The sequence below is a fragment of the Acetobacter aceti genome (assembly GCF_002005445.1).
GTDB classification, from domain to species: domain Bacteria; phylum Pseudomonadota; class Alphaproteobacteria; order Acetobacterales; family Acetobacteraceae; genus Acetobacter; species Acetobacter aceti_B.
Genome location: NZ_CP014692.1, coordinates 1,822,481 through 1,844,926, shown reverse-complemented (window position 1 = coordinate 1,844,926; position 22,446 = coordinate 1,822,481). Strand labels below are relative to the sequence as shown.

Annotated in this window: 17 protein-coding genes; 12 read left to right on the top strand and 5 right to left on the bottom strand. The window is 55.6% G+C overall.

Annotated elements, in window-relative coordinates:
- The first annotated feature begins 20 nt into the window (after nucleotides 1-20).
- The 7 genes from A0U92_RS08300 to A0U92_RS08270 all read left to right on the top strand — a co-directional run bounded on the left by A0U92_RS08300 (nucleotide 21) and on the right by A0U92_RS08270 (nucleotide 9,635).
- Nucleotides 21-977, top strand: coding sequence for a DNA polymerase III subunit delta' (locus A0U92_RS08300; RefSeq protein WP_187668928.1), 957 nt, complete (start codon nucleotides 21-23; stop codon nucleotides 975-977).
- Nucleotides 978-1,157: 180 nt separating this feature from the next.
- Nucleotides 1,158-2,705, top strand: coding sequence for a methionine--tRNA ligase (gene metG / locus A0U92_RS08295; RefSeq protein ID WP_077812812.1), 1,548 nt, complete (start codon nucleotides 1,158-1,160; stop codon nucleotides 2,703-2,705).
- Nucleotides 2,702-3,493 carry a TatD family hydrolase gene (locus A0U92_RS08290; RefSeq protein ID WP_077812811.1) on the top strand — a complete coding sequence of 264 codons (792 nt, stop codon included), beginning with the start codon at nucleotides 2,702-2,704 and terminating at the stop codon, nucleotides 3,491-3,493. The genes metG and A0U92_RS08290 overlap by 4 nt, the downstream gene beginning before the upstream one ends.
- Before the next feature lie 32 nt (nucleotides 3,494-3,525).
- Complete coding sequence (locus tag A0U92_RS08285; RefSeq protein ID WP_077812810.1) at nucleotides 3,526-4,332, top strand: MBL fold metallo-hydrolase; 807 nt, start codon at nucleotides 3,526-3,528, stop codon at nucleotides 4,330-4,332.
- A gap of 495 nt (nucleotides 4,333-4,827) precedes the next feature.
- Complete coding sequence (locus A0U92_RS08280) at nucleotides 4,828-6,774, top strand: PrkA family serine protein kinase (protein ID WP_077812809.1); 1,947 nt, start codon at nucleotides 4,828-4,830, stop codon at nucleotides 6,772-6,774.
- A 27-nt stretch (nucleotides 6,775-6,801) separates the two neighbouring features.
- Nucleotides 6,802-8,115 (top strand): YeaH/YhbH family protein, encoded by a 1,314-nt coding sequence (locus A0U92_RS08275; protein ID WP_077812808.1) that lies wholly within the window; start codon nucleotides 6,802-6,804, stop codon nucleotides 8,113-8,115.
- Nucleotides 8,112-9,635: a SpoVR family protein gene (locus A0U92_RS08270; protein WP_077812807.1), complete on the top strand. Its 1,524-nt coding sequence runs from the start codon at nucleotides 8,112-8,114 to the stop codon at nucleotides 9,633-9,635. The genes A0U92_RS08275 and A0U92_RS08270 overlap by 4 nt, the downstream gene beginning before the upstream one ends.
- 70 nt (nucleotides 9,636-9,705) lie before the next feature.
- Here the strand turns inward: A0U92_RS08270 and A0U92_RS08265 are convergent, their stop codons facing one another.
- From A0U92_RS08265 to A0U92_RS08255, 3 genes are all read right to left on the bottom strand, one after another.
- Entirely contained in the window at nucleotides 9,706-11,139 is a 1,434-nt protein-coding gene (locus A0U92_RS08265) for a DUF2252 domain-containing protein (RefSeq protein WP_077812806.1), read from the bottom strand.
- Between the two features lie 116 nt (nucleotides 11,140-11,255).
- On the bottom strand, nucleotides 11,256-12,041 hold the full coding sequence (locus A0U92_RS08260; protein ID WP_077812805.1) for an alpha/beta fold hydrolase: 786 nt from the start codon (nucleotides 12,039-12,041) through the stop codon (nucleotides 11,256-11,258).
- An 88-nt stretch (nucleotides 12,042-12,129) separates the two neighbouring features.
- Nucleotides 12,130-13,140, bottom strand: coding sequence for an NAD(P)H-quinone oxidoreductase (locus A0U92_RS08255; protein ID WP_236748322.1), 1,011 nt, complete (start codon nucleotides 13,138-13,140; stop codon nucleotides 12,130-12,132).
- A 366-nt stretch (nucleotides 13,141-13,506) separates the two neighbouring features.
- Here A0U92_RS08255 and sucC point away from each other — a divergent pair, with 366 nt between their 5' ends.
- Both sucC and sucD read left to right on the top strand, forming a co-directional pair.
- Nucleotides 13,507-14,706, top strand: a complete 1,200-nt coding sequence (gene sucC / locus A0U92_RS08250) for an ADP-forming succinate--CoA ligase subunit beta (RefSeq protein ID WP_077812804.1) — start codon at nucleotides 13,507-13,509, stop codon at nucleotides 14,704-14,706.
- Entirely contained in the window at nucleotides 14,706-15,581 is an 876-nt protein-coding gene (gene sucD / locus A0U92_RS08245) for a succinate--CoA ligase subunit alpha (protein WP_077812803.1), read from the top strand. The genes sucC and sucD overlap by 1 nt, the downstream gene beginning before the upstream one ends.
- A gap of 51 nt (nucleotides 15,582-15,632) precedes the next feature.
- Here the strand turns inward: sucD and A0U92_RS08240 are convergent, their stop codons facing one another.
- Nucleotides 15,633-16,220: a polysaccharide biosynthesis/export family protein gene (locus A0U92_RS08240; RefSeq protein WP_077812802.1), complete on the bottom strand. Its 588-nt coding sequence runs from the start codon at nucleotides 16,218-16,220 to the stop codon at nucleotides 15,633-15,635.
- A 79-nt stretch (nucleotides 16,221-16,299) separates the two neighbouring features.
- The gene (locus tag A0U92_RS08235) at nucleotides 16,300-17,619 is read right to left on the bottom strand and encodes an outer membrane beta-barrel protein (RefSeq protein ID WP_077812801.1); all 1,320 of its coding nucleotides are present in this window, start codon (nucleotides 17,617-17,619) and stop codon (nucleotides 16,300-16,302) included.
- A 676-nt stretch (nucleotides 17,620-18,295) separates the two neighbouring features.
- Between A0U92_RS08235 and A0U92_RS08230 the strand changes: the two genes are divergently transcribed.
- The 3 genes from A0U92_RS08230 (at nucleotide 18,296) to A0U92_RS08220 (ending at nucleotide 22,444) form a co-directional block, all read left to right on the top strand.
- Nucleotides 18,296-19,072 carry a sugar transferase gene (locus A0U92_RS08230; protein WP_236748321.1) on the top strand — a complete coding sequence of 259 codons (777 nt, stop codon included), beginning with the start codon at nucleotides 18,296-18,298 and terminating at the stop codon, nucleotides 19,070-19,072.
- An 85-nt stretch (nucleotides 19,073-19,157) separates the two neighbouring features.
- Complete coding sequence (locus A0U92_RS08225) at nucleotides 19,158-21,359, top strand: GumC family protein (RefSeq protein WP_077812800.1); 2,202 nt, start codon at nucleotides 19,158-19,160, stop codon at nucleotides 21,357-21,359.
- Nucleotides 21,359-22,444 (top strand): glycosyltransferase family 4 protein, encoded by a 1,086-nt coding sequence (locus A0U92_RS08220; RefSeq protein ID WP_077812799.1) that lies wholly within the window; start codon nucleotides 21,359-21,361, stop codon nucleotides 22,442-22,444. Before A0U92_RS08225 ends, A0U92_RS08220 begins: the two co-directional genes overlap by 1 nt.
- Nucleotides 22,445-22,446: the final 2 nt, after the last annotated feature.

The following is a 22,446-nucleotide window of genomic DNA, read 5'->3' as shown; positions in this document are numbered from 1 at the left end:
CTGACGCGATTGTATCGCCGATGGATGCGGCCCGTGCGGCCTCGCTGCATGTTGTGGGTCACGACGCTGCTTTCAGCGCGTTCGACGAGGCTTTTGCGTCCGGCCGACTGCATCACGCCTGGCTGCTGACCGGACCGGCGGGAATCGGCAAGCTTCCACTGGCGTTCCGTATGGCGCGCCGACTGCTCGGCGCAGAGGATGGGCAGTCATCAGCCGGCCGTCTTGTGAGTGCGGGCTCGCACCCCGATCTTCTGGCGGTCGGGCGCGCTTTCGACGAGAAAAAGCAAAAATTCCGCGGTGAAATTGTCGCCGATGACATAAGGCCCATCAACGCCTTCATGCATCGCACGGCGGCGGAAGGCGGCTGGCGGGTGGTGATTGTCGATACCGCCGAGGCGATGAACCGGAATGCAGCCAATGCGCTGCTGAAGATTCTTGAAGAACCACCCGTTCGCGCCATTCTGATCCTGACCAGCGCCACTCCCGGCGCGTTGCTGCCGACCATCCGCAGCCGCGTGCGCAGGCTGCCAGTCGCGCCGCTCCGGGAAGGCGATGTCCGAGCCGTGCTGAGGGCGACTGTGCCTGACGCCGAGCCCGGTGAGATCGAGCGCGTCGTGCCGCTGGCCGAAGGCTCGCCGGGAAGGGCGATTGCACTTCTGGCGGACAAGGGCGGGGCTATCGACACGCTGGTCCATGAAGCCGTTCAGGGGATGTCCACGGGGCGTATTCTGGATGCGGCGGAGACTCTGTCGCGGGCTGGAGAAGGCGGGTTCGGACTGTTCTTCACTCTGCTGGGCAGCGCCATTGCCGAGGAGGCGCGCGCTGAGTCGAAAGATGGGCTGCACATCGGTGTCCGGCTGGCCGACGCATGGCGCGAAGTCGCGGAAATCCGGTCCAAAACCGAGAATTTCAACCTCGACAGGCAGGAGGCGATCATTGAGGCGCTGACTGTCGCAGGACAGACGCGTCAGAGCTGAGCAACGGAACTGATCGCCAAAATCGGCAGGGCGGATTTGCCGCCGCCGGGGGTCGCGTCATGGACGCCGATCCGATATGGATAGGGCACCATCAGTCAGGATCACGCGGCGTCTCATCACGGTGAGCGAGCCTCCACCCTACTGCCCGTTCAGGCTGGCAGTTTTAACGAAGAGCAGGACATGACCGGCCGTTTTTACGTCACGACCCCGATCTATTATGTGAACGGCGCGCCCCATATCGGCCATGCCTACACCTCCATCGCCGCTGATATCGTCGCCCGTTTCCATCGCCTGTGCGGGGATGAGGTGTTTTTCCTGACCGGCACCGATGAGCACGGCCAGAAAGTCGAGCAGGCGGCACAGACGGCGGGCGAGGCTCCGCAGGCGTTCACCGACCGGATTTCCGCCGATTTCCGCAACATGGCCGATGCGATGAACGTCTCCTATGACGATTTCATCCGCACCACCGAGCCGCGCCATATCGCAGGCGCTCAGGCCGTATGGGAAAAGGTTGCGGCCAACGGCGACATCTATCTCGGCGCGTATGAAGGCTGGTACGCCCTGCGTGACGAGGCGTTCTACAACGAGGACGAGATCACCACGCGTCCGGACGGCGCCAAGGTCGCTCCGACAGGTGCGCCGGTGGAATGGATGCGCGAGCCGTCCTATTTCTTCAGGCTCTCTGCCTATGAAGATCGCCTGCTCGAACTCTACGAGAAACATCCGGATTTCATTGGCCCCGTCGGTCGCCGTAACGAGATCGTCAGCTTTGTAAAGCAGGGCCTGCGGGATCTGTCCGTCAGCCGCACCAGCTTCAAGTGGGGCGTGCCGGTTCCGGGCGATGCGGATCACGTCATGTATGTGTGGTTCGATGCTCTGACCAATTATCTGACCGCGCTCGGTTATCCCGACGTCGATGCGCCACGCATGAAGTTCTGGCCCGCGAACCTGCATATCGTCGGCAAGGATATCGCCCGTTTCCACACGGTCTACTGGCCGGCTTTCCTGATGGCGGCCGGGATCGACCTGCCGGACATGGTGTTCTCCAACGGCTGGTGGACGGTCGAAGGCGAGAAGATGAGCAAGTCACTCGGCAACGTCATCGACCCGCGTGATCTGGTGAAGGAATTCGGCGTCGATCCGGTCCGCTTTTTCCTGATGCGCGAAGTGCCGTTCGGCGGTGACAGTGACCTGTCGCGTCGCTCCCTCATCAACCGCCTGAATGTCGAACTGGCCAACGACCTGGGCAATCTTGGTCAGCGCACGCTGTCCCTGATCGCCCGCAATTGCGGCGGCATCCTGCCCGCGCAGGGCAAACACACCGAGGCGGACGCCCATCTGCTGGGACAGGCGGCCGTGCTGCCCGACGTGATGAAGGCGCAGATCGCCCGCGTGGCTTTGACGGACGCACTGGAAGAAGCGTGGAAACTGATCCGCGCCTGCAACGCCTATATCGACCATCAGGCTCCGTGGGCGCTGAAGAAGACCGATCCCGAGCGGATGGCTGACGTTCTGCGTGTTCTGGCCGATGCCCTGCGTTCCATCGCCACGGTTCTTCAGCCCTACATTCCGGAGAGCATGGACAAGATGCTGACGCAGCTTGGTGTCGAGCCGGATGAGCGCGACTTCGACGCGCTGGAAATGCCGCTTCCCGCTGGCCGCGAGCTGCCGAAGCCGGAAGGGATTTTCCCGCGCTTCGTCGAACCGGAGGCTGGTGAGGCAAAATGACCGGACTGATCGACACGCACTGTCATCTCGACCATTTCTCGGACGAGGAAATGCCGGGACTGCTGGACCGGGCGAAGGAGTTCGGTCTGGAGGGGATGGTGACCATCGGCACGCGGCTATCGCGGCAGTCGGAGCAGAAAGCTCTGACCCGATACAGCCGACCGGACCTGTCGATCTGGTGCGCCATCGGCACGCATCCGGATCACGTGATGGAAGAGGCTCCCATGGATGCTGACGCCATCGTGAAACTGGCGGAAGATCCGGAAGTCGTGGCGATCGGTGAGAGTGGTCTGGACTATTTTCATGGTGCGGAAGAGGTTCGGCCCACGCAGCAGGCAAGCTTTCGCGAGCACGTCCATGCGGCGCGTCTGACCGGTCTGCCGCTGGCTATCCACACCCGTCAGGCTGATGAGGATATGGCGTCGATCCTGCGGGAAGAAACGGAAACGCGGGGCGCTTTTCCGTTTCTGCTGCATTGTTTCGCGTCCGGTCCGGAACTGGCGAAGACGGCGCTGGAACTGGGCGGCTATCTCAGCTTCTCGGGAATCGTGACGTTTCCGAAGTGTCAGGAATTGCGTGATATCGCTGCTGGCGTGCCGCTGGAGCGTGTTTTTGTCGAAACCGACTCTCCGTTCCTTGCGCCTGTTCCGCGTCGCGGCAAGCGGAATGAGCCGGGTTACACGGCTTACACCGCTGCAGTAGTCGCGCAGGCGCGGGGCATGGAAGAAAGGGCCTTCATTGAGGCGACAACGGCCAATTTCCGTCGTCTGTTTACCCGCGCACACTGATCCAGTCGTCCAATACACGGGGAAGACCAATCGTGACTGACACCGCGCTCACCATCACCGTTCTTGGTTGTGGAGGTTCTTCCGGTGTGCCGCTTATTGGTGGCGCCGATGGGCGGGGCGCCTGGGGCGAGTGTGACCCGAATGAGCCGCGCAACCGGCGGACACGCGCCTCCATTGTGATACAGGCTCCGGACAGGCGCCGTCTTCTCGTGGATACCGGGCCGGATATGCGCAATCAGTTGATCGCGAACGGCATTCCTTATGCCGATGCGATTTTCTACACGCATGCCCATGCCGATCATATTGCTGGTCTGGATGATGTGCGCCCTTTTAACTGGGCGCTTGAGCGATCGATCGAGGTGCTCGGCACGGAGGCGACGCTCTCCGAGATCCGTGAGCGCTTTGACTATGCATTCCGTCCGTGGACACCGAAAGATGCGTTCCGCCCCGGCGTGGAGCCGCGCTTTATCAAGGGGGGCGAGCGGCACGAGATCGTTGGTCTGGTCCTTGATATTTTCGAACAGGACCACGGAAAACTGAGCTCTCTTGGCTTCCGTTGCGGAGGTTTCGCCTACTGCACGGACGTCGTGTCCCTGACCGATGAGGTTCTTTCCCTGCTTGAGGGCGTCGATACCTGGATGGTGGACTGCCTTCAGATGAAGCCTCACTCGGCCCATGCCTGGCTCGACCGCGTTCTGGAGTGGCGTGAGCGTATCCAGCCACGGCGGACAATCCTCACGCATCTCGGGCCGTTCATGGATTGGGCGACTCTGGAAAGAATACTTCCCGTAGGCGTTGAGGCGGCTTTTGATGGTCTGATTTTCGAGACGCCGGCCTGACCGTCTTCTGACCCGAATCGCGAGATTCGAGGTGTTTATCAAGAGAAACCGCGATCGACGGCCCTTTTCAGGGCTTTGAGAGCTGTGCGTCCTGATAGCGGCTACGGATGTGACGAGTTCCTCATGAATGTGACAGGTTTTTTATAATTCTCTGATTTTAAAAGAAAAACTTATTGAGAATCTGCCAACGCAGTGCGTCGCCAATAGAAAGAATAGCGATTTCTCTTGAAAATATCGTCGTCGGTTCGATAGCGTAGTCTTACAGCCGGAAATGACCGCGCTTTTTGCCCTGTTTCGGGCAAACTGACAAGTCCTGATTTCCGACACTGTCATGTGGAACGGGCTCGTTCACTCTCTTTTCATTGCGATGCTGTAATGGGACACGCAGGCTGAACGAGCGATGACTACAGAGGGGATACCCGATGTCCGAAAGGTTTTCTTCTATCGCGTAACATTTCTGATCCTGATTTCTGAAATTTCCGGAGAGCGGTACTGATGGCTTCTGTCTCTGACGTTTTTTCCCTGGCAACCGCGATGCGAGATAGGCACCGCGAGACTGAAATGAGCCTTTCGGAATATCTCGAAGCCTGCCGGACTGATCCATCCTGCTATGCCAGCGCGGCAGAACGTATGCTGAAGGCCATCGGCGAGCCGGTCATGGTTGATACGTCCCGCGATCCCCGCCAGTCGCGGATCTTCATGAACCGCACGCTTCGCATCTATCCTGCTTTCAAGGATTTTTACGGCATGGAAGAGACGATCGAGCAGATCGTCGGCTTCTTCCGTCATGCAGCCCAGGGACTGGAAGAGCGGAAACAGATTCTCTACCTGCTTGGTCCTGTGGGTGGCGGTAAATCCTCGCTTGGCGAACGCCTCAAGACCCTGATGGAGCATGAGCCGATTTATGTGCTTAAGGCGGGAAAGCACCTCAGCCCTGTCTTTGAAAGCCCGTTGGGTCTGTTCGATCCTTTCACCATGAGCGAGGCGCTTGAGCGTGATTACGGCATTCCCAGGCGTGTTCTGACAGGGATCGCCAGCCCCTGGGCGCTCAAACGTCTGGATGAATTCGACGGTGATCTGTCGCGCTTCAGCGTGGTCAAGCTGAACCCGTCCAAGCTGCGCCAGATTGCCATCGCCAAGACCGAACCGGGTGACGACAACAATCAGGATGTCTCGGCGCTCGTCGGAAAGGTCGATATCCGGCAGCTCGAACATTACAGCCAGAACGATCCGGACGCTTACAGCTTTTCGGGCGGCCTTAACCGCGCTAATCAGGGTGTTCTCGAGTTTGTCGAGATGTTCAAGGCGCCGATCAAGATGCTGCATCCGCTGCTGACTGCGACGCAGGAAGGCAACTATGTCGGGACGGAGAATATCGGCTCCATTCCGTTTACTGGCGTCATACTGGCTCACTCCAACGAGGCGGAGTGGCAGAGCTTCCGTAACAACCGGACCAATGAAGCCTTCCTTGACCGTGTCTGCGTCATCAAGGTGCCTTACTGCCTGCGCGTGACGGAAGAAGCCAAAATCTATGAAAAGCTGGTGGAAACATCGGCTCTCAAGGAAGCGCCGCTCGCACCCAATACGCTTGATATGCTGGCTCGCTTTGCTGTGCTGTCGCGGCTGAAAACACACCCCAATTCAACGCAGTACGCCAAGCTTCGGGTGTATGACGGCGAGAATATCCGTGAGACAGACCCCAAGGCCCGCACGATGCAGGAGTATCGGGACGCTGCGGGTGTGGATGAAGGTATGGATGGTATCTCCACGCGCTTCGCCTACAAGGTGCTGTCTGCAACCTTCAACCATGACTCAACAGAGATTTCTGCCGATCCTGTTCATCTGATGTACGTCCTTGAACACGCCGTCAGACGTGAGCAGTTCCCGGCGGAAGTGGAGGCGAACTATCTCGCGGTTCTTAAATCCGAACTGGCGGGACGTTACGCGGAGTTCCTCGGTAACGAGATCCAGAAAGCCTATCTGGAAAGTTACAGTGACTACGGACAGAACCTGTTTGACCGCTATCTTGATTACGCGGATGCCTGGATCGAGGATCAGGACTTCAAGGATCCTGATACCGGACAGATGCTCAATCGTGATCTTCTGAATGCAGAGCTGACAAAGATTGAAAAACCGGCAGGAATCGCCAATCCGAAGGATTTCCGCAACGAGGTGGTGAAGTTCGCCCTGCGTTCGCGGGCGTCCAACGGAGGACGGAATCCATCGTGGACATCCTACGAAAAAATCCGCGACGTGATTGAAAAACGGATGTTCAGTCAGGTGGAGGATCTTCTGCCCGTCATCAGCTTTGGTTCCAAGAAAGACGGTGAAACCGAACGCAAACATGACGAATTCGTCGAACGCATGATGGAGCGCGGCTACACGGAGCGTCAGGTCCGTCGGCTCGTTGAATGGTACATGCGGGTAAAACAGTCTGCCTGACATACGCCCACAGATCAGGGGTGCGCTTTGGACATTATTGACAGACGATCCAATCCACATGGCAAAAACCTTGAAAACCGTCGACGTGCTCTGGAAAGGGCACGAGGCGCGGTTCAGAAGGCCGTGCGGGATGCCGTGGCAAACGGCAAAATCCGTGAAATTGGAGACGGCAAGGCTGTCTCCATTCCGGCTGATGCGTTGCATGAACCGGGGTTTCATCGCGTTTTCACGCAAGGAGAACGACATATTATTCTGACGGGGAACCATGAGTTCTCCCGTGGCGACAAACTGCGGCGACCACCCTCCGGCGGAGGCGGGAAGGGTGGTGGACCCGGACAGGCCGGCACCGATGGCGGCGGCGAGGATGCCTATCGCTTCATCCTCTCGCGTGATGAGTTCCTCGACCTGTTCTTTGATGATCTGGAACTTCCCGACCTCATAAAGAGGGAAATCTCCGCCACAGAAACGGCCGCCCCAAGTCGGGCAGGCCTGAGTAACGACGGCTCCCCTTCGCAACTCGATCTGGGACGGACCATTCGTTATTCCATGGCGCGACGTATCGGGCTGGGGCGTCCGAAACCTGCCGAGCTTGATGAGATTGAAGCCAGAATTACAGAACTGGAAGAGGTGCGTCCTCTTTCTTCGGCGCAGCTTGAGGAACTGGAAGAGCTTCGTGAAAAGCGTGGAAACCTTCGGCAACGGATGAACCGTATTCCGTGGGTTGATCCGGTTGATCTGCGTTACAGGCGGTTTGCTCCGACACCGAAACCCTCCACCAGAGCGGTGATGTTCTGCCTGATGGATGTGTCCGGCTCCATGACGGAACGGATGAAGGATCTGGCCAAGCAGTTCTTCCTGCTACTGCATGTCTTTCTGGAAAAACGATACAAGACACTCGATGTTGTCTTTATCCGGCATGCGGAAACGGCTGAAGAGGTCGATGAGGAGACGTTCTTCCACGATCCACGCACCGGCGGCACCGTTGTTTCCACAGCACTGGAAGAGATGCTGCAGGTGCAGCGGGCGCGTTATCCAGTCCAGCAATGGAACATCTACGTCGCTCAGGCGTCGGATGGAGACAACTCTCCATCGGATACTCCTCAGGTCGTCAGACTGCTTGGTGAAGAGATCCTGCCGCTTGTGCAGTATTACGCCTACATCGAGGTCACGGGCTCAGGGGCGATCATTCGGGGAGAGACGGATCTCTGGCAGGCCTATCGCAGCGTTGCTGAAAAACAGCCGCATCTCGCGATCCGTCAGGTCAGTGACCGGAAGGAAATCTTTCCTGTTTTCCGCGATCTTTTTGCACGCAAGACAACCGGGGAGGCCAGCCACGCATGACGGGAACAGGGCTGCTCTATCAGGGCGCGGACTGGAATTTCACCATTATCCGCGATTGCTACAACGCCATTGAGGAGATTGCGGAAAAGGAGCTTGGCCTCAACGTTTTTCCAAACCGGATCGAGGTCATCACCTCAGAGCAGATGCTGGATGTCTATACGGCCAGTGGCATGCCGATCAATTATCACCACTGGTCTTATGGCAAGCGTTTCGCAGGGCACGAAAACGCCTATCGCCGGGGGCTTATGGGACTTGCCTACGAAGTCGTCATCAACTCCAATCCCTGCATCAGCTACCTGATGGAGGAAAACAGCGCCACGATGCAGGCGCTGGTGATCGCGCACGCGGCCTTCGGCCACAACCATTTTTTCAAGAACAACCGTCTGTTTCAGGAATGGACCGATCCCTCGCAGATTCTGAACTATCTGGAGTTTGCCCGCGGCTATATCTCCCGCTGTGAGGAAATCCATGGACAGGCGGCGGTCGAGCGCGTGCTGGACGCCGCGCACGCCTTGCAGGGACAGGGCGTCAATCGGCATAGCGGGTCACGGCGTGTCGACCTGAAGGACGAGCAGGCGAGGGCGCGTGAACGTCGGGCTTACGAGGACAGATCTTTCAACGATCTGTGGCGCACATTGCCACAGGGGAGTGAGCCGGAATTTTTCGGGGATGGTGAAAAGCAGGCGCTTCGCCGTCGGCTTGGATTGCCCGAGGAAAATATCCTCTATTTCCTTGAGAAACATGCCCCACGGCTGACTGCGTGGGAGCGGGAAATCATCCGCATTGTCCGCCTGATCGCCCAGTATTTCTATCCACAGCCTCAGCTCAAACTGATGAATGAAGGATGTGCGACGTGGGTGCATGACCGCATCATGAGTCGCCTGCATGAGAAAGGTCTTATCGACGACGCAGCCTTCATGGAGGTGATCCACTCGACCACGAATGTCATCGCCCAGTTCGGTTATGAGCAGGGCTCCACCAGCTTCAATCCATATGCGCTGGGCTTTGCGATGATGAAGGACATCGAGCGCATCTGCACTGATCCGACAGAGGAGGATCGACGGTGGCAGCCGGATATCGCGGGTAACGGAGACGCTTACGCGACCCTGCGTCATGCCTGGGCGGAGTATCGGGATGAGAGTTTCGTGCTTCAGTTCCTCTCGCCAAAAGTGATGCGGGACTTCCGCATGTTCCGGCTTCTGGACGATACCCGCGATCCGTATCTGCTGGTGGACGCCATTCATGACGAGGCGGGCTATCGTGATATCCGCCGGACTGTCGCGGCTTCCTACGATCCCTCGGCATGGTACACCGAGATAGAAATCGTGGATGTGGATACACTTGGCGATAGAACCCTGAGACTGGAGCATCGCACCAAGTCAGGCCAGGTTCTGGCTGACAACGACATGAAACTGACCTTGAACGCTCTGGCGGATCTGTGGGGGTATCGGGTTGTTCTGGATGAGATCGACACGCCGACCGGTCGTGTCGTGTTGTCTCATGAGGCTGGGCAGGCATAAGCGCGCCATTTCTGCCTGCGGTGATAAAGCCTGCTTTCCACGCACGAATCGCGGGAAAGCAGGCAGGACTTTATGTCCGGGACGATTTGTCCGCTGACGGCGCCGACTTGCCGGTGGTCACTGCTACAAACTTCTTCCAGTCGTGCTTGGTCTGGGCGGCATACGCGACCGAAAATGCGGCGATAGCATCGGCAAAGGCTGTCCCTTTGCCCAGATAGGCTGCGATCGCCACTGGATCGCCTGACCGGGCATGGGCGCGGGCAAGCGCACGTGCGCAGAGCTTTGCATAGTCCTCCAGTCCTTCCTGCGCGAAATCTGCGCCTATTGCCGCGAGGCGTGTATCTTTCACCCTGCGCACATAGAATTGCCGCTTCGACTGGCTTGCCGGCAGATCCGCATCGGCTTCGGATTGCTCCCCATCGTCGCCTGCGCTGTGCGTCCACCCAAGAAAAGAATCTGAAACCGCCTGCATGATGCGCTGGCCGGTGACAACACGCTCACCCTGATTATGGATGTGAGGTGCTGAAGCCGTGTAACGCGCAAGCACGGATTCCTGAGACTCCTTGATCTGAAGCAGCAGAGGCTCGTTATCCGCTGTAGTGAACAGGCCGATGGCGCAAAACGTGCCGACGCTACCAACCCCAACGACCTTGAAGATCACGTCGCGTAGAGCATAGTGCTTCAGAAGAGCCAGACGTTCCGGCGGCTGCGTGGCCACATAGCGGGCGAAAGCCTGCCGGGTGGCATCATCCTGATCTGGCAGACGCATCACCAGTGGTGGACGCTCCCGAAGAGAGGGCGCATTGCGATCATCACCAATCAGACCAAAGCCTTTACTGGTGCTGTTCAGACGCTTCTTCAACAGCGCTTCCGTGGTGCGCCGTGTCTTTGCATCATCGAAATGCTCGATCGCGTCCCTGAGATCAATGCGATTGAGCCAGACCTGAAGTGGGCTCAGTCTGGCAAGACGATGCATCTCCCCGCAGTAGGTTCGGGCCATGATATCAGTGAGGTCACGCGCGCCATGAGAGGAGAGGCCGGTCTCCAGTCCAGCGAGGACAAAAGATGTGCCGAGACGCTTGATGTCCCATTCGAAGGGAGCGCGATATGTCTCGTCGAAATCGTTGATGTCGAAGACCGGAATACCTTCGGGCGAGGCGTAGCTTCCGAAATTGGCAAGGTGACAGTCGCCACAGGCCTGCACCGTTAAACCGCTTGTGGGGGTGCCTGACAGGTCTGAGGCCATCACGACCGCAGACCCACGCAGAAACGCGAAGGGAGACGCCCTCATCCGTTCGTAACGGACCGCGATCAGGCTGGTGATGCGGTGCGTGTTCTGTCGGGTGAGCAGGTCAAGCGGGTCAGACCGGTTTTTGGCAGGAGACCACTCCGCGTGGGAGGATCTGGGGACTGACTGACGTAGCATCCTCCCTTCCTGGTGACGCTCCTTGCGTGACAGGAGGGGGGCAGATGCTGGAGATGGGGAAACGGAAGGGATCGTCATGGATGAATTATGCCGTCACCGGATCAAGCTGTCTGCCCTGATGACGATTCCTGTTTGCAGTGCAGGAAAAAGCGGATTTCGGTATATTTTTTAGACGTGTTTTCACTGCCACTCCCTCAGGTCTCCTTGATGAAATCTGACAGTATTTCATAAAATTCATTCGGTTTTTCCGCATGAACCCAGTGGCCAGCCCCTTCAATCGTCTTCAGCGTGTATCGGGGGAAGAGCTTTTTCATGACCGGATAATTTTCCGGAGCGATATAATGGGAACGCTGGCCTGCCACAAAAAGTGTTGGTCCGTCATAAGTCTCGCCATCAGGAATATCCGGCCAGCCGATGATCTGCGGCATCGCCATTGCGATTTCACTGATCCCGATCTGCCAGTGAGGATGTTCCCCCAGTTCAATATTCTGCAGCATGAGATTTCTGACTTCAGGTTCGCTGATGACAGTCGCCAGTAGAGTATCGGCTTCTACCCGGCTCAGATGCTCGGGAAACTGCAACGCCGCCAGCCTTGCCGCGAGGTCGTGCCCTTGCGCAAAGCCACCTTCACCGGGCGCAATATCCGCGACAAGCAGCCTCACGACCATCGAGGGATGCTGCAGAGCCAGCATCATTCCGGTTTTGCCCCCCATCGAGTGACCGACAATGATGGCGGAGTGAACTCCAAGGTGGTTCAGTGTTTCGTAAACGTCTTCGGCCATGGTGGAGTAGTCCATGGGGCCGTGGAGACTCTCGCCATGATTGCGAAGGTCGAGCGCTATTGTGCGCCGTGTGTCCGCAAGTCGTCTCTGGAAGAAGCCGAAATTCCGTCCCCGGCCGAAAAGACCATGGATGAAAACAATGGGAGTGGCGTTTCCGGACGGGTTTTCGGGGCCGCGATCAAGAGCGTGAAGAAGCATATATCATTCTCTTTTCGTAAAATAATATTATAAAAACAGAATATTATCCTGATTAATGATGTCGTTTGACAGATCTGTATTATGGCGCTCAATGCGTCAGAATGATCTTGCCGCTGTGATTGCTGCTCTCCATCAGCCGATGCGCTTCTGCTGCTTCCGCAAGAGGAAAAGTTGTGTGGACGATCGGCTCCAGAGCGCCGCTATCGAGCAAGGGCCAGATATGGGTCTTCAGCGCCTCAGCAACGGTCGCCTTATACTCCTTGCTGCGCGGTCGCAGGGCGGTCGCCGTGACATGCAGGCGCTTTGTCATCAGAGGTGTAAGCGAAAATTCTTCCACCTTCGCTCCTCCCTGAAAAGCGATGATGACGAGCCGGCCATCCATGGCCAGCGCTTTGAGGTTTCGTGAAAAATAGGGGCCACCAATGATGTCGAGAATGACATCAACACCTTTGCCGCCGGTGTGCTCCATGACTTTTTCAACGAAATCATCTGTCTTGTAGTTGATGGCGATCGCACCAAGTTTCTCGCACAATTCGCCTTTCTCGGGATCACTGACGGTCGTGAGTGGAATGGCGCCCATGGCTTTGGCGATCTGGATGGCTGCTGTGCCGATGCCGCCTGCGCCACCATGTATCAGAACGGTCTCGCCTTTTTTCAGGTCCGCTGTCGTGAAAAGATTGGACCAGACCGTGAAAAAAGTTTCCGGAATGGCGGCCGCTTTTACAGCATCATAATGATCCGGCCAGGGCAGGCATTGGGATGCGGGAACGGCGCAGTAGTCCGCATATCCTCCACCGTTAGTGAGAGCACAGATTTTACTCCCTATTGCTGGAAATTCAGTGCCTGAGAGTGGACTTCCGTGCGCTACGACAGTCCCCGCAATCTCCAGCCCGAGCAAGGGACTGGCGCCGGGTGGTGGTGGATAATACCCCTTGCGCTGCATGATGTCTGGGCGATTGACGCCGCTGGCTTCAACGCGGATCAGAACTTCGCCCGGCTTTGGTGAGGGAGTGGGCACTTTGTCGGTGTGAAGAACCTCCGGACCTCCCGGTTCATCAAGAATGATGGCGGTCATTTCATCAGGAATGGTGGAAGCCATGGCGTTCTGTCCCGTTCATTTTTGATTTGTCGTGTTGGGTTTCACGGTAGGCGGATGATGCGCTCACGACCAGTCACACGTCTTTGAGGTGGGAAGTGATTATCCAAAAGACAGAAGCGCCATAGAAGACTGAATTGAAATATAATAAAAATATATTTTATTATCAGTGTGTTATTGTATTTTTCTATTAAATCAGTTTCACATGGTGTGAGGTTCGAGACAGGACATATTTTATAGGGCACTAAAGATTGAAGCATCCCGTGTAGTGCTGATTCATCAGGCCGGCTTATAGATTGACCCGTAACAGATGTTCGTCATGTGAGCGATGACCGTCTGCAGTGTCCTCCTTATGGCGGAGAAGTCTCAATGAATATCCACGAATATCAGGCCAAGGAGCTGTTGCGCTCTTATGGTGTGCCCACACCCCGAGGAGTGCTCATCCATTCTCCGGAGGAAGCCCGGCAGGCTGTTCGCTCTCTTGGAACGCCCATTTGTGCCGTCAAGGCGCAAATTCATGCGGGCGGGCGTGGAGCTGGTCATTTTAAAGACCACCCTGAAATTCGCGGAGTGCGTCTCGTCCGAAATGCAGATGAGGCAAAGGATGCGGCTTATCAGATGCTTAACAAGACGCTGATCACGCGTCAGACAGGTCCGGCAGGCCGTGTCGTACATAAACTCTATGTCGAGGCAGGCTGTGCGATCGAACGGGAGCTTTATCTTTCCATGCTCATCGACCGGAGTGCGCGGAAGATCATGATCGTCGCTTCACAGGCCGGGGGCATGAGTATCGAGGACGTTGCGGAAAAGACGCCCGAGAAAATTCAGAAAATCTGGATTGATCCTGAGCTGGGCCTCGGGGATTATCAGGCACGGGTTCTCGCCACCGGCCTTGCCTTGCAGGGGCCGCAGATCAATGAATTTGCCACCATAATCAGGAGCGCCTATTCGGCTTTCACCAGCCTCGACACGTCGATGATCGAGATGAATCCGCTGGTGGTCACGAAGGAAGGCGGCCTGATGGCTCTCGACGCCAAAATGGCGTTCGATGACAACGGCCTGTTCAGACACCCTCAGATTGCTGAACTGCGCGATCCTAATGAGGAAGACCCTCGTGAGCAGGAGGCTGCCCGCTTCGGCCTGTCCTATGTCAGTCTTGATGGGACCATCGGCTGCATGGTCAATGGAGCCGGTCTCGCCATGGCGACCATGGACATCATTCACGAAGAAGGAGAGGCCCCGGCGAATTTTCTGGATGTCGGCGGCGGCGCATCAAGGGAAAAGGTCGGTGCGGCCTTCCGTATCCTTCTGTCGGATCAGAAGATTGAAGGGGTTCTGGTCAATATTTTCGGCGGAATCATGCGATGCGACCTGATTGCAGGCGCTGTGATCGATGCCTGCAAGGAAGAGGGATTGAAAGTGCCACTCGTCATCAGGCTGGCCGGAACTCTGGTTGAGGAAGGGCTATCGATGATCCGTCAATCGGGCCTCAACATCACCATCGCGACGGACCTGGGAGACGCGGCCCGAAAGATTGTCGCAGAAGTGCATGCACGGAGGGCTGCCTGATGTCCATTCTTGTTGATAAGGGCACAAAGGTTCTCGTGCAGGGCTTCACAGGCGCTCAGGGCACCTTTCATTCGGAACAGTCCCTTGCTTACGGCACGACCATTGTCGGCGGTGTGACGCCCGGACGTGGTGGCAGAACGCATCTTGGCCTGCCGGTTTTCGATACGATGGAGCAGGCTGTCAGTGAAACCGGAGCCGATGCAAGCGTGATTTACGTGCCTCCAGCCGGGGCCGCTGACGCTATTCTGGAAGCCATTTCCGTTGAGATGCCGCTGATCGTCTGCATCACGGAAGGAATCCCCGTTCAGGACATGCTGCGTGTTCGTGCAGCGCTGGACCGCTCCAAAAGTCTTCTGATCGGACCAAACTGTCCGGGCGTCATCACTCCTGACGCCTGCAAGATCGGGATCATGCCGGGACCGATCCATCGTCGGGGCTCCGTCGGAATTGTTTCCCGTTCGGGAACGCTGACTTACGAAGCGGTCGCGCAGACGACCATTCTCGGAATGGGACAGAGCACCAGCGTCGGCATTGGTGGCGACCCGATCAAGGGGCTCGATTTCATCGATATTCTTGATCGTTTTCTGGCTGATCCCGAGACAGATTCAATCATCATGATCGGTGAAATCGGTGGCACGTCAGAGATTGAAGCCGCTCAGTTTCTGCAGGAAAGCAAGATCACGAAACCGGTGGTTGGACTGGTCGCCGGCATCACCGCGCCACCGGGACGCCGCATGGGTCATGCCGGGGCCGTGGTTTCGGGTGGAAACGACACGGCTCAGGCCAAAATCGAGGCGCTACGGGCGGCTGGAGTGCATATTGCTCCAACGCCGGCTGAGCTCGGTAGCACGCTCAAGAGCGTTCTGGGGGGCTGAGGCGGCGGACAGATTCCGTCTGCCGTCTTTCAGTCACCGCCAGCGGAAGGGTCAGAAATGCCGCTCGTAGATCTTGATGACGTCGCCCGGTTTCACATAGTCCTGCGGCTTGATCTTGCCCACTACGCTCTGCTCGCCTTCCTGACGGATCACATAGGCCCGGCTTTCGAGTGAGCGGTAGGTAAAGCCGCCAGCCGACGCCACGGCGGTCAGCATGGTCATGCCGGGCTGGTAGGGATATTGACCGGGGCGCGCGACCTCGCCCAGAACCGATATCATCCTGTAGGCGGTGATTTCGACCGAGACTTTCGGATCTCGCAACATTCTGGAGTGTTCAAGCGCCTGCCTGACTTCATCAGCGAACTGTGTGGTTGTCAGGCCCGCGGCCTGCAGGCCATCGGTCAGCGGAAAGGCGACCTTGCCGGTACTGTCTACCCGGAAATCAGACGTCAACTGATCCTGCCCATAGGTGATGACCCTGATCTGGTCATCGACGCCCAGCGTATAAGTGCCGGGGTCATAGGGAGGGACAGTTTTCAGGCTACCTCCTTCTGCGCAGGCCGCCAGGGAAATGGCGAGGCTTCCGGCAGCAACAAGCGAGCGCATACGGCGGAGCGGAGAAGGGCACCCTGGTGTCATGTTCTGAAAAATCCTGTCATTCAGAAAGGTGGTGTGATGGCTTGCCGCCGGAGCCCCGGAAGCAGGAATAGCTGCATTGTTACAAGGCAAAATGTACGCCTGCCATAACAACGTGTGTGGGGAAAAGAGGACCGAGAAACGCGCTCTGGCTAAAGAAATCGTAATTCAGCTCAAGGCTGACATGGCGATTGAGGTAGACATGAACGCCTGCGCCGGCGCCATAACTGCTCTGGCTGTTCGCGACCTGCCCAATGGGAGTCGAGAGAAGGGCCGGGGAACTGGACGGGTAGTGGGATTTTTGGAGTCCTGCGTGTGCCTCGAACACAATATTTCGTGAATAGGCGTGGGTGACGCTCAGTCTGGCGCTCGTGGTGGTATAACCAACCACGCCTTCGAAGGCGGCATCCTCAATACCATGACTGACCGTAGCTGACACGGTTGTCAGGCGGGTCGGGGACCATTTTAGGGAGGCTTCCGCGATGGGAGAACTGAGTGAACCGTAGAGCGCGGAAGAAAAAATTCGTCTCTGGTAGCCGATCATGACACGGAACTGGAACGGCCCGGCCTCATTCCAGTTATATCCGCCAAGAATAGAGAAGCCGTTCGAGCTGCGGGCAGGGAATCCCATATAGCTGGACTGATAATCGATCTGGGTTCCCTGCAGCAGCAGCAGCAGATGACTGTTCTGCATCATCTGATATCGGGCAGTGAGGTTCTCGTTGATGATAACGCGGTCCCGGTAACTCTGGTTCTGAAACTCCGAGATGCCGGTGAGCTGAGGCTTGCCGAACTGATAATGCTGAACGGAGAGTTCAGGTTGGAAGCTCAGTCTTCCGTGGGTCGTTAAAAGGTAGCTGACCCGTCCATCATCAAGGGTGTAGGGAACCGGCCCTAGAATAAGGAGAGCGCCCGACTCGGTAGGCATCTGGACCAGTGAAAGGTGGGTGAAGGCTACACCAAGTTCATCCCGACCGAAGTGCTTTGTGCCGCCTATATTGGCCGTCCAGGTTGTTCGATTTTGCAGGGAACGGGTCGGATAGCGCACGTCGGAAACACTGATATCTGCGTGGACCTGATCATTGCGATCAAGTAGATACACAGTCCCGATATGACCTCGCGTATTGATTATGGAGCTTTTGCGGCCATGCTGAAGCTGGTCCGCGTTGGTAGTGTATCCTGCGCGCTCATCGCCATCCAGATGAACCGTCAGCGGCCCCGAATGATAGCCTAGTGGCTGATACGAACTGGTAGCCTTCACCTGGGCAGGTTCTTCGCTCAGTTCGCCCGCTCCGGAACCCAATCCTGGAAAATACTGCGTCACCACCTGCGCGTATGCCGCTGCAGGAAGTGATATCCAGACGATTGCAGCCGCTCGGAGCAGGTAAAACACTTTATTCATTGGTTAAGCTGTGGGTCTCCATAACCTGACCTTTTTAGCATTAACTTCTGAATTTGTCGCCAACATAAACTTGCCGTCATGCAACAATCGTAATTTTTGCATTTTGAATTATATTATCGTTATTACGACAGTAACGCCGTAACCGAGACATCACAAAGTCAAGAGGGAATTGATAATGGTGTCTTTTTCCTGCATATGATTGTCATGCTGAATGATTAGGCGACAAGCCACGAGTGCTGTCAGGAATGAAATCCCGCGAGAGATTCGGCAGTAGGTGAATCAGCTCAAATACCATGTGCTGCACTAAATCTGGACTGAAATTTTTCATTAACGTGATTTTTTCGGTGGCAGTTTTTAGCGGGAGACTGATCGTATTGCGGTTAAGACTTGGTGTTATTTTTTAATTATCGGTTTTTTGACTTGTTTTTCACAAATCACAAAAAGTGTTGCCGGCTTTTAAGTTGGAAATTTTATTACTAAAATAAATAAATATTATGAAATTTTGTGAGATTATTAAGAGTTTTTAATTTCAAGCTGAAATGTTCAGTTTAACGAATTATTAAAATCTCAAAAATAAATTTACGCTTTGATTTTTATTTAATTTTGTTTATATCATCACTGTAAAGTCACAAATCTTCTCTAAAGCAATGACAGAGTTACGGTTTGGCGGTGAGTAATGAGCGCATCAGGTTCTGAAATCAGAGGAAAGGCATCTAATGCTTCTGATTTTTCAAGTAAAATGACTATTACGAAAAATGCTAATGGCATATATGCACGCAATGAACTTTCACGACGAGAGCGGGTCGGAACACAAATGCCTGAAAATTGTAGGGCTAGTCGCTCTATAGCTCGAAAAATAAAGTTACTGCTTGATGTGGTGGTAGCATCCTGTCTTCTGATAGTTGTAATGCCGGTTTTTCTGCTCGCCTGGGTGATGGTGTCACTGGATGGTGGTCCGGTATTATACGGCCATACAAGAATAGGCAGGAACGGTGTCCCATTCAGATGCCTTAAGTTTCGTTCAATGGTCCCCAATGCGGATGCTGTCCTGCAGCAGCTTCTCGATACGGATGCAGATTGTGCTAATGAATGGAATGCTACCCGCAAACTGAGGCATGACCCTCGCATCACTACAATTGGTCGTTTTCTGCGGCGAACCAGTCTCGATGAGATCCCTCAGCTTCTGAATGTCATAAAAGGGGATATGAGCCTTGTGGGGCCCCGCCCGGTGGTCGAGGGCGAATTGCAGTATTACGGACAGGATTTATGTTACTATGAGGCTGTTCGTCCCGGCATTACAGGTCTGTGGCAAGTCAGTGGTCGAAGCGACACAAGTTACGTCGAGCGCGTTAACCTTGATAGCTATTATGTCCGGAATTGGAGTCTGGCGCTTGATTTCTCCATTCTTTGTCGAACCATACCTGCTGTTATGATGCAGAAAGGGGCACGCTGAGCCGCCTGCTACCCGAAATGGTCTTTTCTGTTTATAGAAAGAACGCTCTTTGTAGCTTTTTCCTTTTGCGCAGTGGAGCGCCGTTATGAATGCCGTTCAGCCTACTTCGTTTGACAGGATTTCCGAGCCTCCACCGGATTTATCGCAGGTCTCACCTCTTAAGATATTTGAAATCATACGGGAACGCTGGCTGATCATAAGCCTCGTTGCAACGGTTCTGGCTGTGCCGGCTCTTGCTGTCGTTATGACCCTGCCGGCTTATTATGATGCCTCTTCCTCACTCATGATCGGCACACGTCAGGCGGAGTTCCGGGATCTGCAGGCCACTCAGGGCGCGCTGGATGTCGATGCGGTGGCGATCAATACGGAAGTTGGAATCATCAAGAGCCAGTCCATAGCCAAAGCCGTTGCTGAGCGGCTGAAGCTGGTGGATGATCCATATTTTCGTGCGCAGATGGAAAAAAAATCTCTCAAAACACGAATTTCTGGCTGGATCAGTAAAGTAACCGGAAGCGCTTTGCCGGAGAAACCGCTCACTCCAGCGGAAAAGCTACAGGTTGTAAGAGATCTTCTTGGACGAAATGTCACCATTCTGAATGATGGGCGATCCTATCTCATTATGGTTAATGTCAGAACCGGACGCCCTGACCTCAGCGCCAGCATCGCGAATGCATTTGCCGACGTTTATCTGGACTTCAAGCGTCATATGAAGATTGCCTCAACATGGCGATCCAACTCACTTCTCGATGAACAGATTATTCCTTTGCGGGAACGGCTGCGTAAGGCAGAGCAGGCCGTTGAAAATTATCGCGAGAAAAACGGCCTGATCGCGGCTGAAATCACCCATTCCGGCAGTCCGAATGCGCCGTCTGGTGTGACGGTAACCGATCAGCAGCTTGTGGAAATCAATCGTGCACTCATTGCGGCGCAGGCGGACCTGACAGCTAAGAGAGCCCGGGCGAATCAAATGGCGGGCGACACGGCAAGTACGACAGACGTGCTTTCGTCCCCGATCATCCAGCAGCTTCAGGGGCAGCAAGCGATGCTGAACGCCCGTGTGGCCAGTCTTGCAAGCACGGCGGGAGATGCCAATCCGGAATTGCAGGCAGCGCGTGCCGCAGCAGCGCATGTCAGGGCTCAGATCAGCCAGATCACTTCACAAATCACAACCAGTACGGACAAGGATCTCCGTAGCGCCGAGATGCGCGTCGCGGCTCTGAAGGATGAGGTGGAAAAACTTCAGCAGCACGTCGCGAGAGAAAACGACGCCAATGTCACATTGCAGCAACTTGAGAGTGAAGCTGCTGCTGCCCGCGCGGTCTATCAGGATTTCCTTGGTCGTTATGCCCAGACTTCCACGGCTGCTGCTTTGCAGGAGCCAGAGGCCGAACTGATCAGTCGCGCTGAACAGCCTCTGGGCGTGTCAGGCCCCCCTCGCACCCAGTTTATCGCTATTGCTCTTCTGTTTTCAGGGCTTGCCGGGGTTGGAGTAGCCATATTGCTGGAGCGGATGCAGAAAGGCGTAAGGCAGGGCACAGAGATTGATTCTGTTCCGGGGCTGTTTACGCTCGGCATGATACCTTCCTTTTCCAGCTCTCTTCAGGAACTGTACAAGTCAAGCCGCCCTTCGATTTATATCGAAGCCGTCGAGGCTGTAAGAACCATTCTTTCTTTCGGTCGCAATCGTTTCCGTGCGAAAACGATTATCATCACATCATCAGGACCGGAAGAGGGAAAGACAGTGCTTGCATTGTCTCTGGCCGCCAATACAGGTCGGGCTGGCAAGAAAGCCCTGGTTCTTGACTGTGATACACGTGGTCCTTCCGCGCTGGAAGCCTTTCAGACGCCAGCCAAAGGGAAGACGAATAACAACAGTCTGATCACCAGTCTGGACTATAATGGATTGAGCCGGGATGTTCTGCCCGGGGTGGACGTCATGACGATGAATGGCTGGAAATCTACTGGCGACCAGATGATTGCACCTGGCGTTATCCAGGCTGTGCTGTCGGAACTCAGTCCTCATTACGATCTCATCATTCTGGATGCGCCGCCGCTTCTGGCCTTTCCCGATGCAGCAGTTTTGTCCCATGAAACCGATGGCGTCGTTCTCGTGGTAAAATGGGGCGTAACCACGCAGGAAAATCTGAAAGGTGCGATGCGCCAGCTGGAAGCATACGATGCCCGTACACTTGGTGCTGTGCTCACACAGGTTCCTGCTGGTAGCGCATCCGGCCTGTCCGGGGCGGCTTTGCAGGTTTACCGGCATTATGGACTTTTGGCCTCGTGATGAAGACGCAAAACAGGGTCAGGATCGCCATTAACGGGCGTTATCTTTCGCAGATTCAGAGTGGTGTTCAAAGATTTGCTGGCGAACTGACAAGAGCGATCGCAAAGCTGGACTGGCAAGCAGGAGAGCAGCCCATCCTGCTGTCACCGCACACGACGTCAACCACGCCAGACGGGTTGGGGCTGACCGTTGTGCATTGTGGCCGTCTGAAAGGGCAGGCGTGGGAGCAGTTCGATCTTCCCCGCTGTTCTCAGGATCGATTTCTTATCAATCCTGGCAATACAGCTCCTGTTTTCAGGCGTCATCAGTTGGTCGTCCTGCATGATGCTGCGGTATTTTCTCAGCCCGAAGGGTATTCGTGGAAATTCCGTGTCTGGTATAAGATTTTGCAGACAATCCTTTGCCATACGACAGCAAGGATCGTGACTGTTTCGGAATTTTCCCGTCAGGAGCTTTCAAAGCATTTAAAAGTCAGTCCTGAACGTATTGAGGTTGTTCCTGAAGGATGTGAGCATATATCGCGGGTCGCTCCAGATACCTCCATTCTTCAACGCCATAATCTTGTAGGACGGCCTTTTGTGCTTGCCGTCGGGAATCTTGCGCGACATAAAAATCTTGGCGCTCTCAATGTTTTATCCCAGGATTTACAACAGCGCGGCGTACCTCTCGTCATCAGCGGTGGGGTTGATAAAGGCGTTTTCTCCGGAAAGACCAATTTGCCGAGGTCAGCACTCTATACTGGCCGGGTGACGGATGAAGAACTGCATGCATTGTATGCAGCAGCCTCCTGTTTTGTCTTTCCATCCCACTATGAAGGTTTTGGGTTGCCTGCAATCGAGGCCATGGCCTGTCATTGCCCTGTAGTCGCGGCAGATATTCCGGCGTTGAGAGAGGTCTGCGCGGACGCGGCGTTATATGTCGATCCATGTAATCCTCAATCCATCAGCCATGTAATCTGCAGTCTTCTGGACGACCCTCAGCTTGCAGCCAGCCTGCGGGATAAGGGAGATAAGCGGGCACAATATTTCACGTGGGATAAAGCTGCCCGAATGCTAATTGCCATAGCGAAAGATGACATGAAATGAGG